This is a genomic window from Phenylobacterium sp., from assembly GCF_004799395.1.
Classification (GTDB): Bacteria; Pseudomonadota; Alphaproteobacteria; order Caulobacterales; family Caulobacteraceae; genus Phenylobacterium.
In genome coordinates, this window is record NZ_SSMZ01000296.1 from 1 (window position 1) to 12696 (window position 12696).

Genomic DNA, 12696 nt, shown 5'->3' on the forward strand with positions numbered 1-12696 from the left:
GGGGTGACCGATGGCGCCAGCCGCGTGCTGCTGCTCACCGACATCGCCTCGCGCACCCCGGTGATGATCGACCGGACCAATGCACGCGCCATCCTGACCGGCGACGGCGGGCCCAATCCGCGGCTCGACTACCTGCGCGGCCGCGACCCGATCCGCGAGGGCGACCGGCTGCTGACCTCCGGCGACGGCGGCGTGGTGCCGCGCGGCCTGCCGGTCGGCACGGCTGTGCGCGGTCTCGACGGACGCTGGCGCGTGGTGCTGGCCTCCGACCGGGCGCCGATCGATTTCGTGCGCATCCTGCTGTTCGAGGACTTCACCCAGGTGGTGAACCTCAAGCAGCTCAGTGCGACGCCGACCCCGCCGCCGACGCCGGGCCCGGGCATGCCCAAGTCGCCGGAGGCCGCGGCCGACGCCCCCGCGGTCGCCGAGCCCGCCGCGCCGCCGCCGGCCGCCAGGCCCGTCGCGCCCAAGGCCAAGCCCTCCGACGAGGCCGCGGCCAAGAGCCCGGCCGACAAGAAGCCTGCCGCCGACAAGAAGCCCGGCGACGCGGCCAGGGCCGGGACGTCGAAGCCGTCCGCCGCCAAGACCGAGACCACCAAGACCGAGACCGCCAAACCCGGCGGGACGCCGAAGCCGCCCGCCAAACCCAAGCCAAAAGCGCCGCCAGCCGATGGAGGCCAGGGGTGAGCGCGGTGCGCGGCTTGCAGCCCTGGCGCTGGCTGGGCGTGCCGATGCTGCAGGCGATCGTGGCCACCATCGCGTTCGGCATCCCCTTGCGCGCCTTCGGCCTGCAGTTGCCGCAGCCCATCTTCCCCATGGCGCTGGCCTTCGCCTGGGCGGTGATCCGCCCCTCGATCCTGGCCCCCTTCGCGATCCTGATCCTGGGGCTGATCCTCGACATCTACTGGGGCGGACCGCTGGGGCTTTGGGCGCTGTGCCTGCTCATCGCCTACGGCGTGGCGCTGGCCGGGCGCAGCATGATGGCCGGGCAGAACCGGGCGATCCTCTGGGCCTGGTACGCCCTGACCACCGCCACGGCCATGGTCGCGGGCTATCTCTTCGTGATGCTGGACTCGCGCTCCTTGCCCGGCCTGATCCCCATGGCTTGGCAATTCGTCGCCACAATCGTGCTTTATCCCTATGCGCAGCGGCTCATCGACCTCTTCGAGGACGCCGACGTGAGATTCCGGTAGGGGCGCCGGCGATGTCCGAGCCATCCATCTTCTTCGCCGAGGTGAACGAGCGGCAGGGGGTCTTCCACCGCCGGGCGTTTGTGCTGGGCGGGATCGCGGGGCTCGGCCTGCTGGCCCTGGGCGGACGTCTGGCCCACCTGCAGCTGATCGAGACCGAGCGCTACACCAAGCTTTCGGCCAGCAACCAGTTCAACTTCCGCCTGATGCCGCCGCCGCGCGGCCTGATCGTCGACCGAAACGGGGTGGTGCTGGCCTCCAACCGCCCGAACTTCCGGCTGATGGTGGCCAAGGACAAGGGCATCGACCCGGCCCAGACGCTGAAGACGCTGGCCGAGTTCGTGCCGATGGACGACGGCCGCCAGGCCCGCCTGCTGCGCGAGATCTCCAACGCGCCGCGCAGGTCGCCGGTGCAGATCATGGAGGACATGAGCTGGGAGCAGTTCAGCGCGATCAACATCCGCGCGCCGGAGCTGCCCGGGGTCACCGCCGACATGGGCGAGGTCAGGGTCTATCCCTACGGCGGGGCCTTCGCCCACGTGATCGGCTATGTGGCCAAGGTCAACAAGTCCGACCTCTCCGACACCGGCCCCAACGCCGACCCGATCCTCTTGAACCCCGGCTTCCGCATCGGCCGCCAGGGCGTGGAGCAGGCCTTCGACCTCGACCTGCGCGGCAAGCCCGGGGCCCAGAAGGTCGAAGTCGACGCCAACGGCCACGAGGTGGCCACCGACCCCACGGGCGACATCAAGGCGATCCCCGGCAAGGAGATCGTGCTCACCCTCGACTCCGACATCCAGAACCGCGCCATGGAGATCTTCGGCGACGAGAGCGGCGCCGCGGTGATGATGGACTGCCGCAACGGCGACATCCTGTGCATGTACTCAGGGCCCAGCTTCGACGCGAACAAGTTCGTCCGCGGGCTTACGGCGATCGAATACAAGGAGCTGGCCCAGTACGACCACAAGCCGCTGTTCAACAAGGCGCTGACCGCCACCTATCCGCCCGGCTCGACCTTCAAGACGATGGTGGCACTGGCCGCCTTGGAAAACGGCTACGACCCGCACACGGTCCACGTCTGCAACAAGGTCTGGTTCTGGGGCGGCCGGCCGTGGCACTGCGACGAGGCGCACGGCGCCCAGGACCTGAAGGGCGGCATCGCCACGTCCTGCGACATCTATTTCTACCAGTGCGCGCTCGCCGTGGGGCCGGACAAGATCGCCGCCGTGGCGCGCAAGTTCGGCCTGGGCGAGATCTTCGACATCGGCATCCCTGGGCAGAAGGCGGGCCTGGTGCCAGACACCGCCTACAAGCGGCGCGCCTTCAAGAAGGACCCCGTCTGGCACGCCGGCGAGACCCCCAGCATGGGCATCGGACAGGGTTACACCCACCTCAATCCGCTGCAGATCTGCGTGCAGGCGGCGCGGCTGGCCAATGGACGCAAGATGCTTCACCCGCGGCTCGTGAAGTCCGTGGGCGGCGTTGAGCGGCCAAGAGGGTCGGACTTCGGCGACCTGCCGTTCGCGGCCGAGCATATCGACTTCATCCGCGACGCCATGGTCGCGGTGACCACCACCGGCACGGGCCACGCTTTCGGGGACCTTGGCCTTGGCCAGTTCCGGATGGCCGGCAAGACCGGAACGGCGCAGGCGCGCGGCTACGCCGGCGGAACCGGCGTCCACGACCGCAATGGCGCATGGGGACTGCGCGACCACTCGTGGTTCATCGCGTTCGCGCCGACGGACGAGCCGCGCTACGCGATGAGCGTCCTGGTGGAGCACGGCGGTTTTGGCGCGACATCAGCCGCGCCTCGGGCCCGCGAACTGATGCGCCTGGCCATCCTCAAGGACCCTGAACTTCGGGCCAAAATCGAGAAGCCCTTGCCCTTGCCGGAGGTCGCGCCACCCGAGACCGATCCCGATGTGGTCGATCCGCCGACGCCTGCCGCTGCGGCGGTGCAGGCCGCACAGCAGCAGCCCACATGACCGTCTCGGCCCTCACCCGTCCCGGCGAGCGCGACCGGCTGATCGTCAAGCTCGGCGAGATCGACTGGATTTTCTGCCTGACCATCACCCTGATCGCCGGCGCCGGCGCGGTGATGCTGTTCTCGATCGCCGGCTCGTCCTGGATGCCCTGGGCCGCGCCGCACCTGGCGCGCTACGTGCTGTTCTTTGCGATCATGATCGTGCTGAGCCTGATCGATATCCGGGTCTGGTTCGCTCTGGCCTATCCGATCTATGGCGTCGGCTTCGCGTTGCTGATCGCGGTGATGTTCGTGGGCCACCATGCGCTGGGCGCCCAGCGATGGCTGCAGGCCGGGCCGATCACCATCCAGCCGTCGGAGATCATGAAGATCGGCCTGGTGCTGGCCCTGGCGCGGTTTTACCACGGGGCCTCCGGCAAGAGCGCCGAGCTCTCCTGGTGGCTGATCGTCCCGGCGCTGCTGATTGTGGCCCCCGTCGCGCTGGTGGCCAAGCAGCCGGACCTGGGCACCGCGATCCTGATGCTGCTCACCGGCGCGATCGTGGTGATCCTGGCGGGCCTGTCCTGGCGGCTGATCGCGGCGGGGCTGCTGGGCGTCGCCGTGCTTGCGCCGCTGGTGATCAGCTTCGGCCTGCACGGCTACCAGAAGCAGCGCCTGACCACCTTCCTCGACCCGGAGAACGACCCGTCGGGTTCCGGCTATCACATCCTGCAGTCGAAGATCGCGCTGGGGTCCGGCGGTTTGCTGGGCAAGGGCTACGGTCTGGGCTCGCAGAGCCAGCTCAACTTCCTGCCGGAGAAGCAGACCGACTTCATCTTCGCCACCCTGGCCGAGGAGTTCGGCTTCGTGGGCTGCGTCTCGATCCTGGTGCTCTATGCGGCGGTGATCTTCATGGCGCTGCGCACGGCCTACCTCAGCCATAGCCACTTCGGACGCCTGGCCGCCGCCGGGGTGACCACGACCTTCGCCCTCTATGTGCTGATCAACGGCGCGATGGTCATGGGCCTCGCGCCCGTGGTGGGCGTGCCCATGCCGCTCTTGTCCTACGGCGGCACCGTGATGCTCACCGTCATGGTGGGCTTCGGCCTGGTCATGGCCGTGCGCGTCCACCGCTACTCCGAAGTCACCAGCGGCAAGGGCTCGCTGCTCTAGGGACTGGCGGATCGCAGCCCCAGGCGCTGCACCAGGGGATCGACATCAAGGTCGCTGAAGAGCAGGGCCTACCCGTCCTCGCCACGGCGCGTGGCGATGAGGCCCCCGATCCGCAGCAACGTCCTCGATTCGCCGAAATCAGGCGGTGGCGCGCGCCAGGTCCTCGTGCTCGAAGGCGCTGGCCATGCGGTCGATCTGGTTGGCGGTGAGACCATGCAGGCTGGCCACGTGGCGCCAGGTGGCGACGACAGCGCCGACGTCCCTGGCGATGGCGGCGGCCTGCGGCTTGTCGAGCCGGAAGTAGGCGGCGACGCCCAAGGCCGTTTCGAGCGAGGCGTCCTGGTCGGTCTCGCTGAGGGCCAGGGCGTGGATGCGGGGCTTCACGTCGGTGGGCACAGGGTTGAGGTCGTAGACCGGCGAGAGCCGCCAACCGCCGGACTCGCGCAGGAAGCCGTGGTTGCGCAGGTGATCGTCGGTGTTGGAGATCAGGATGTTGAACACCATGCGCCGCCAGAGCTGGGCGGCGTCGCCGGGGGCGTCGGCGCCGTCCTGGCGCAGGACGTCGACCAGTTCCAGGTAACTGCGGGTCTCGCCGTCGGCCGCGCCGAGCGCGGTGAGCGCCGAGCAGAACGCGCGGCGGTGGCCGTCCGGTGTGCGGTCGAACCGCGACGTCATGAACACCGGCCGCTTGGCCACCTGGCGAAGCTGGAAGGCGGGCACAGTGACGCCGGCCCGTTCGGCGAGCATCATGGCCACGGCTTCCCAGGTGGGGATCGGCCAGTCGTCGGCCTGGCTGGGGAACTTGGCGATCATCAGTTCGCCATGAGCGCCCTGCACTGAGGCCTTCGGCCGCGCGCCGCCCAGCGAGCTGCCCGGCGCCAGCAGCAGGCGCAGGTCCTCGTCGGTTTCCCTGTCGTCGCCGATCCGCCGCGCGGCGCTCAGCAGCCGGGGCAGCGCGACCAGGGGCGGCACAGGGCAGCCGTCGGCCGCCTGGAAGGCCTCGGCGCCGACCTCGCGGAAGCGCAAGGCGCCCAGGCGTGTCTGGTCCTCGCCCAGCATCAGGAAATCGGCTTCCAGCAGGGTCCGCGGCGCCCGGCCATCGGTCTTGGCTTGGCGCCGCTCTCGGCGGGCCATCAGGTTGCGCCCCCAGCGGTCTGGGGCCGGATCGCTGAAGGCATTGAACAGGCCGCCGTCCCAATGGGCGTCGCCGCGCACCAGGGGCAGGTTCGGGTCGAGCGGGAAGGCGCCCGGGAGGCCCAGCCAGGCCGGGTCGTAGGCGAATGAGCAGGTCTGGCGCGCGCCCTTGGCCCGCGCCCACAGCCGGCCCACCGGCCGGGTCGCCCGGTCCCAGTCGATGTGCACCTCGATCTCGCGGTCCATGATCAGCGGACCTCCGCCTTTGCGCGCACACGCTTGGGCAGCTGTTCCTCGGCCAGCGTGAGGCCCACCTGGTCGGTGGTTGGATCGGCCAGGGCGCCCAGGCGTTCGGCCAGTCCCAACACGAAAAGCACCGTGGCGTAGATACCGAGCGCCACCCCGGGGTCGCCACGTTCCACCCGGGTGATGGTATTGCGGCCGACGAAGGCCCGTTCGGCCAGGGTGGCGATGGTCATGCTCCTACGGCGGCGGGCCGTGGAGATGTCGCGTCCGAGCGTCGCCAGCGCTCGGCGGACCGACAGCGGCAGGGCTGACTGAGCTCTCGAGGCCTTCATGTCTGCACCAGAAGCAGGGTTCTAACGGCGATAATGCACGATTTATGGTGCGGGGGAGCTTTCCGCAAGCCCATTCAGGAATTTCCCGCATCATAAAGGATGCGCAAACGCGAGTTATGCACCGTTTATGGTGCAAATCGAAGTCGATCCCCAGGCTTGGCTGCCGCGTGGTCGCCAGCATCGCCGAGCATCCCGCCAGGCGGATCGACGAATTGCCGCCGTGGACATGAAAGGATACGGCGGCGATACGTGATGCCGCTAACCGCACGCTCGAAGGGAATTGAGCGGCTTCCGATGCGGCGTCCGACGATGTCGCGCACCCGTTCCGAGATCGTTCGATGTTCCGACCTGATGCCGCCAACTGCAGGTGTCCTACGGCGGCACCGTGATGCGATAAAACCCCCGCACGTGCGGTCTGCCACATCGCTGTTCTTCGCCGGCTTTGGCGGGCTCGGCGCCGTTCTGCGTCGCCGTCGCGCCGACACGTCGTCGGCAGCAACCGCGTAGGCGGTTGATGGGGCGTCGCCCCCGCTCAATCCGGTGTGAGCCAGGGATGTGACACATCGTCAGGCGGGCCGCTGACGCTAGGCTCAGCGACCCGCTCTGATTTGTTGCTACTGCTTGGCCAACGTCCCGCGGATTTCGCCGCCCGGGTTCGCCGCGGTATGGACGTTGAAATAGACCTTGCCGGCGTTGAAGTCGGCGATCTGGGCGTCGGTGAGCGTGGCCGTGCCCTTGATCGGGCTGGGCGTGACGGTGGCCGGAACGATCGGCGGGCCGTTGCCGCCGGGCGCGGTCGCATCATGGAAGTGGGCCGCCACGGCCGGGCCGGTCAGGTCCTTGTAGTTGACGGTGTAGGTCAAGGTCTTGCCGTCGAGCATGGCGAAGACATCGCCGCTGCCCTTCACGCCGGCAGGGCCGGCCAGCTTGGCGGTGTAGTGGACCATCTGGGCCGAAGCCGCACCGGCGACCATCAGGCTCATGGCCGCGACGGCGGCGAACAACGTATGACGCATCGGATATTTCTCCCTCGTTTCCGGGCTGCCCCCGGACCGGGCGGCAGGTTGCGCGCGCCGGAGGTCAGGCGCAACCGGGCTTAGGCCCAAAATAGCTTCAGACGGAAAGCGCCTGATCGGTGGCGCGGACCAGCGCGTCGACGATCCCCGGCTCGGTGGAGGCGTGGCCGGCGTCCCAGACCACCTCGAAACGGCTGTGCGGCCAGACCGCCTTCAGCTTCCAGGCGGCCTCCATCGGGGTGACCACGTCAAAGCGGCCCTGCACGATCCAGCCAGGAATGGTCTTCAGCTTGGCCGCGTTGTTCAGGATCCAGCCCTCCTCGGGGAAGAAGCCGTGGTTGGCGAAGAAGTGGCACTCGATGCGGGCAAACGCGATGGCGAAATCGATCTCGTTGAACTTCGAGGGTCTGGCCTCCGGCCCGCGGATCGAGATGGTGTCGCCCTCCCACTGGCTCCACGCGGCGGCCGCCTCGGCCTGCACGCGCCGGTCGGGATGGGTCAGGCGCTTGTGGTAGGCGCCGATCATGTCGCCGCGCTCGGCTTCGGGGATCGGCGCGCAGAACCGGGCCCACGCATCCGGGAACAACATGCAGGCGCCGTCCTGGTAGAACCAGGAAAGTTCGCGCTGGGTGAGCAGGAAGACCCCGCGCAGCACCAGGCTCTCCACCCGCTCGGGGTGCTGGATCGCGTAGGCCAGCGCCAGGGTCGAGCCCCAGGAGCCGCCGAACACGCACCACTTCTCGACGCCCAGGTGCTCACGCAGCCGCTCGATGTCGGCGATCAGGCTCCAGGTAGTGTTGTCGTCCAGGCTGGCGTTCGGCCGGCTGCGGCCGCAGCCCCGCTGGTCGAACAGCGCCATGCGCCACTTCGACGGGTCGAAGAACCGCCGCATGGTTGGGTTGATCGCCCCGCCGGGGCCACCGTGCAGGATCACGCAGGGCTTGCCCTGCGGGTTGCCGCATTCCTCGTAGTAGATCTCGTGGACCCCGTCGGTCGGCAGCCAGCCGGTGGCGAAGGGCTCGTTGTCGACGAACAGGCCCCGCCGGTTGGAGGCGGCCGAGACGGCGGGCGGCGGGGCGGTGCGTTCCATTTGACCAATCTACTGCGGGAAGCGCCGTTCCAGCCAGTGCAGGATGAGGCGGTTCACCTCTTCCGGCTTTTCCTGCTGCGTCCAGTGCCCCGATCCGGACACCATGTGCATTTCCAGGTCGCCGATGAGGGTCGGCATGCCCTCGGCCGACGACGGGGTCAGCACGGGATCGAGCTCGGCGGTGATCATCAGGCAGGCGACGCCGTCGATGCGGCCGGGGAGACCCTCGGACCGCTCCCAGTTGCGGGTGAAGTTGCGATACCAGTTGATCCCGCCGGTGAAGCCGGTCGCCTGGAAGGTGTCGACGAACACCGCCAGCTCCTCGGCGGTCAGGAGCTGGGTTCCCTGATCCGTCGGATCCCACTGCTGCAGCAGCGTCTTGAAGGCGAACGTCGAGCCGCCTTGCGCAGGTTGCGCCGCTGTCGCGAGGCCGGCGGGCCGGCGCATGAAGAAGCGCATGGTCTTCTCGACGTCGGCGGCCAGCACTGCGTCGGCGTCGCCCGGCGTCTGGAACCAGACGATGTACATGTCCGGCCCAAAGCGCATCCGCATCAGGGCGATAGGGTCCATCGGCGCACGCGGCATGAAGGGGGTGTTGAGGCCGATGACGCCGGCCACCCGGCTGGGATGCAGCAGAGGCGCCTGCCAGACGACGAAGCCGCCCCAGTCGTGGCCGCAGAAGATCGCCTTCTCCACGCCCAGATGGTCCAACAGCCCGACCAGGTCACCGGTCAGGTGCTCGATGTCGTAGTCGGCGACGGCCTGCGGCCGCGAGGTCAGGCCATAGCCGCGCTGGTCCGGGGCGATCACCCAGCGGCCAGCGTCGGCCAGGGCCCTGATCTGGTGGCGCCAGGAATAGGCCAGCTCCGGAAAGCCGTGGCAGAGGATGATCGGAACGCCCTGCCGCGGACCGGCCTCATAATAGGCCAGGTCGATGCCGTTCACGTGAGCGCGCTTGACCGGCGGCATCTCGGTGTCGATCGCGGACATTGGCGAGACTCTCCGTGGACTTCGCCACCCATGCCGCAAATCGAAGGCGGCGTGAACGGCGAAGACTCGGCTAAGAGGACGCCATGACGGCCCAGCTTCCTTCTGAGCGCACGCCCTGGGGCCTGGTGATCCTGCTGGGCGCGCTCACCGCGATGGGCCCGCTGGCCATCGACATGTACCTGCCCAGCCTGCCGTCGATCGGGGCCAGCCTGCACGCCTCGGCCGGCGAGACCCAGGCGACCGTCTCGGCGTTCCTGGCGGGGATGGCGGTGGGCCAGCTGTTCTATGGCCCGGCGTCGGACCGGCTGGGCCGTCGACCGCCGGTCCTGTTCGGCGCGGCGGTCTATATCGCCGCCTCCGTCGCCTGCGGGTTCGCGGTCTCGCCGGCGATGCTGATCGGCGGGCGGTTCGTCCAGGCGCTGGGGGCCTGCGCCGGCGCGGTGGTGGCGCGCGCGGTGGTTCGAGACCGCTTCACCCACACCGAGACGGCGCGGATGCTGAGCCTGATGATGCTGATCATGGGCCTGGCGCCGATCCTGGCGCCGCTCTTGGGCGGCGCCCTTCTGGGGGTGGGCGGCTGGCGGCTGAACTTCTGGTTCATGGCCAGCTTCGGCGTCGCCGTCGGCCTCGCCGGGTTTCTGCGCCTGACGGAGAGCCGCTCGGAGGAAACGACCGCGCACGCCGCCACCGAGACGCCGGTGCAGGCCTACCTGGCGCTCATGCGCGAGCCCCGCCTGGTGGGCTATGCTCTGGCCGGCGCCCTGAACGGCGCAACGCTTTTCACCTACATCGCCTCGTCGCCAGACCTGCTGATCAAGACCTACGGCATCCCGGCCTCGGCCTTCGGCTGGGTGTTCGGCCTGAACGCGGTGGGGATCATAGGGTCGAACCAGGTCAACCGGTTCCTGTTGCGCCGGCGCACGCCCGATCAGATCCTGGCCAGGGCGAGCCTGGTAGCTGTGGGCTTTGCCGTGCTCCTGATGATCGCCGCGGTCACCGGGATCGGCGAGCGCTGGAGCGTGCTGCCGCTGCTCTTCCTGCTGCTCTCCAGCTACGGCTTCATGCAGGGCAACACCATGGCCGGCGCCTTGAACGTCGATCCGCGGCGCGCCGGCGCGATCTCGGCGATGATGGGAGCCGTGTCGTTCGGGACCGGCGCGGTCGCTTCAGCCGCCGCCGGGGTGCTGCACGACGGGACGCCCAGGCCCATGGCGGTGGTGATGCTGGCGGCGCTGGCGGGTTCGGTGCTTTGCCTGCACCTGCTGGCGCTGCCGAAGCATCCGGGCAAGCTTCCGGCCTAGATCGGGTCCACGCCGCGGGCAGCCCAGACCAGGATCGCCCAGCCGGCCAGGAACGCCAGGCCTCCAAAGGGGGTGACGATGCCCACCCAGCGCGGCGCGCCGAACGCCAGGGCGTAGAGCGAGCCGGAGAACAGCGCCACGCCGCTCAGGAAGAAGGCCGGGGCGAACCGGGCTCGGCGCGCGCCCACCTGCATAAGGGTGGCGCAGGCGAACGTGGCCATGGTGTGCATGAAGCCGTACATGGCGCCGGTCTTCAAGAGCTCCTGCGCCCGGGGATCTCCTTGCATGCCGTGGACGGCGAAGGCCCCGACCGCCACGGCGACGAACCCTCCCGCCGCCGCCAGGGTCAACCAGTTGCGGCGGCTCCAGAAGGCCATCAGCCCCAGACCTGCGGTCGGCGGCTCTTCCAGGGGGCTTCCTTCTCCAGCTGGGCGGCCAGGCGGAAAAGCGTGGCCTCGTCGGCGTATTTCGCGGTGAACATCATGCCGATCGGCAGGCCGTTCGCATCCACCTCGATCGGCAGCGACAGAGACGGCTGGCCGGAGAAGTTGAACGGCGGCGTAAAGGGGAAGGTGCGGCCCTGGCGGCGGTTCACTTCACGCGGCTCCAGGTTCACCGGGTCGATGAAGCCGATCTCCGGCACCGGCGTGCCCAGCACCGGGCAGAGGTAGACGTCGATGTCCTCGAAGGCCGCCAGGGTGGCGCGGTTCAGCATCCGGGTCTCCTGCAGGGAGCGCATGACCGCCGGCCCCTCCTGCCGCCGCCCGGCTTTCAGGCTCGCCCAGGTCAGCGGTTCCAGTTCGTCCGGCTCGGGCTCGCGGCCGACCAGTTCGATCAGCCGCGCCATGCCCGCGGCGAAGTTGGCGGCCGCGGCCGGCCCCCGCGAGGCGAACAGCGCGCGGTAGTCGATGCCGAGCCCCCTCTCGATCACCTCGTGGCCGAGGCCCTTCAGCAGGGCGGCGGTGCGCTCCAGGGCGGCCTGGATCTCCGGATCGATGGGCCGCCCGGAGGGCGTCTCGGACGACCAGGCGATGCGCAGTTTCCCCGGACTGCGGGTGATCTCCTCGACGTAGGGCCGATCCTTGGGCGGGGCCGGATAGGGCGAGCCGGGCTCTGGATAGCCGGTGGCGTCCAGCATGGCGGCCGAGTCGCGCACTGTGCGGGTCACGACGTTGTCGACCACGTTGCCGAGCGCGTAGTCGAAGCCGTCGGGCATGTTGGGGGTGCGGTCGCGGGTGACCTTCAGCCCGACCAGGCCGCAGCAGGCCGCCGGGATGCGGATCGAACCCAGGCCGTCGGACGCGTGGGCCAGGGGCACGATCCCCGCCGCCACGGCGCTCGCCGCGCCGCCGGACGAGCCGCCGGCGATGTGGTTGGGGTTCCACGGGTTGCGGCAGGGGCCCAGCGCGGCGCTCTCGGTGGTGCCGGTGATGCCGTATTCGGGCGTGTTGGTCTTGCCGATCGGCACGACGCCGGCGGCCTTGTAGCGGCGGGTCAGGCCGCCGTCCTCGGTGTCGATCACGCCGCGGGCGAACTTCGAGCCATGGCTGCGGGGCCAGCCGGCGACCGGCATGCCGAGGTCCTTGATCAGGAACGGCACCCCCTTGAACGGCCCGTCGGGCAGGTCGCCCTTGGCGAGGGCGCGGGCGTCTTCGTAGCCCTTGTAGACGACAGCGTTGAGGGTCGGATTGTGCCTTTCGATCCGCGAAATCGCGGACTCGACCAGTTCGGCCGGCGTCACCGCCCGCTTGGCGACCAGTTCGGCCAGGCCCAGGCCGTCGTAGTCGGAATAATCGGGCATTTCCATGAGCTTACCTCGTGCCGCCGGTGGTCAGGAAGGCCAGCTTGGGGACCGGCTGCAGGGATGCGGATTGGCGCTTCAGTTCGCCGAAGGCGCCGTCGGCCGCGTCGAGCGCGGCCTCGATGTCGGCCTTCGTCATCGCCGCGCAGAGGAACATGTTGTGCCACGGGTGCACATAAACGCCGCGCTCCAGCATGGCGCTGGAGAAGCAGAAGCCCTTCCTGAGGTCCGGGTCGTCGTCGAACAGGAAGAGCGGCATGGTCACCGGCCCGGTCTGGCGGAACGAGAAGCCGGCGGCCGAGGCGCGCTCGGCCATTCCGCTGCGCAGCCGCTCGCCCAGCGCGGTGATCCGCTCCAGGTAATCGGTGTCGCGCACCAGGCCCAGGGTCTCGATCGCCGCGGCCATTGGCGCGGCCTGGAACCAGAAGGAGCCGGTGACGAAGATCGAGGCGGCGGCCTT

Annotated in this window: 12 protein-coding genes and 1 pseudogene; 5 read left to right on the top strand and 8 right to left on the bottom strand. The window is 69.4% G+C overall.

Going from position 1 to position 12696, the window contains the following annotated elements; genetic code table 11:
• The 4 genes from E8A12_RS22820 to rodA form a co-directional block, all read left to right on the top strand.
• Nucleotides 1–687, top strand: a 687-nt coding sequence (locus E8A12_RS22820; RefSeq protein ID WP_363212492.1) for a rod shape-determining protein MreC, incomplete at its 5' end; no start/stop codon positions are given.
• Entirely contained in the window at nt 684–1193 is a 510-nt protein-coding gene (locus E8A12_RS19100) for a hypothetical protein (protein WP_293371763.1), read from the top strand. The genes E8A12_RS22820 and E8A12_RS19100, both read left to right, overlap by 4 nt.
• 11 nt (nt 1194–1204) lie before the next feature.
• Nucleotides 1205–3175 (top strand): penicillin-binding protein 2, encoded by a 1971-nt coding sequence (gene mrdA, locus E8A12_RS19105; RefSeq protein WP_293371765.1) that lies wholly within the window; start codon nt 1205–1207, stop codon nt 3173–3175.
• Nucleotides 3172–4326, top strand: a complete 1155-nt coding sequence (gene rodA / locus E8A12_RS19110) for a rod shape-determining protein RodA (protein WP_293371767.1) — start codon at nt 3172–3174, stop codon at nt 4324–4326. The genes mrdA and rodA overlap by 4 nt, the downstream gene beginning before the upstream one ends.
• Before the next feature lie 138 nt (nt 4327–4464).
• On the opposite strand, the gene E8A12_RS19115 is transcribed toward rodA, so the two are convergent.
• The 5 genes from E8A12_RS19115 to E8A12_RS19135 form a co-directional block, all read right to left on the bottom strand.
• Nucleotides 4465–5706: a type II toxin-antitoxin system HipA family toxin gene (locus tag E8A12_RS19115; protein WP_293371769.1), complete on the bottom strand. Its 1242-nt coding sequence runs from the start codon at nt 5704–5706 to the stop codon at nt 4465–4467.
• 2 nt (nt 5707–5708) lie between these two features.
• Complete coding sequence (locus E8A12_RS19120) at nt 5709–6038, bottom strand: helix-turn-helix transcriptional regulator (protein ID WP_293371771.1); 330 nt, start codon at nt 6036–6038, stop codon at nt 5709–5711.
• Between the two features lie 614 nt (nt 6039–6652).
• Nucleotides 6653–7054 carry a CHRD domain-containing protein gene (locus E8A12_RS19125; RefSeq protein WP_293371773.1) on the bottom strand — a complete coding sequence of 134 codons (402 nt, stop codon included), beginning with the start codon at nt 7052–7054 and terminating at the stop codon, nt 6653–6655.
• Between the two features lie 97 nt (nt 7055–7151).
• Nucleotides 7152–8144: a prolyl aminopeptidase gene (gene pip / locus E8A12_RS19130; protein ID WP_293371775.1), complete on the bottom strand. Its 993-nt coding sequence runs from the start codon at nt 8142–8144 to the stop codon at nt 7152–7154.
• 9 nt (nt 8145–8153) lie between these two features.
• Nucleotides 8154–9134: an alpha/beta hydrolase gene (locus E8A12_RS19135; RefSeq protein ID WP_293371777.1), complete on the bottom strand. Its 981-nt coding sequence runs from the start codon at nt 9132–9134 to the stop codon at nt 8154–8156.
• Between the two features lie 83 nt (nt 9135–9217).
• Here E8A12_RS19135 and E8A12_RS19140 point away from each other — a divergent pair, with 83 nt between their 5' ends.
• Nucleotides 9218–10435, top strand: a complete 1218-nt coding sequence (locus E8A12_RS19140; RefSeq protein ID WP_293371779.1) for a multidrug effflux MFS transporter — start codon at nt 9218–9220, stop codon at nt 10433–10435.
• Here the strand turns inward: E8A12_RS19140 and E8A12_RS19145 are convergent.
• The 3 genes and pseudogenes from E8A12_RS19145 to E8A12_RS19155 all read right to left on the bottom strand — a co-directional run.
• Nucleotides 10432–10812: a DUF423 domain-containing protein gene (locus tag E8A12_RS19145; protein ID WP_293371781.1), complete on the bottom strand. Its 381-nt coding sequence runs from the start codon at nt 10810–10812 to the stop codon at nt 10432–10434. The two genes, E8A12_RS19140 and E8A12_RS19145, sit on opposite strands and share 4 nt — an antisense overlap.
• Nucleotides 10812–12242: an amidase family protein gene (locus tag E8A12_RS19150; RefSeq protein ID WP_293371783.1), complete on the bottom strand. Its 1431-nt coding sequence runs from the start codon at nt 12240–12242 to the stop codon at nt 10812–10814. Before E8A12_RS19150 ends, E8A12_RS19145 begins: the two co-directional genes overlap by 1 nt.
• Nucleotides 12243–12246: 4 nt before the next feature.
• Nucleotides 12247–12696: pseudogene (locus E8A12_RS19155) on the bottom strand (glutamate-1-semialdehyde 2,1-aminomutase); the annotation flags it as partial.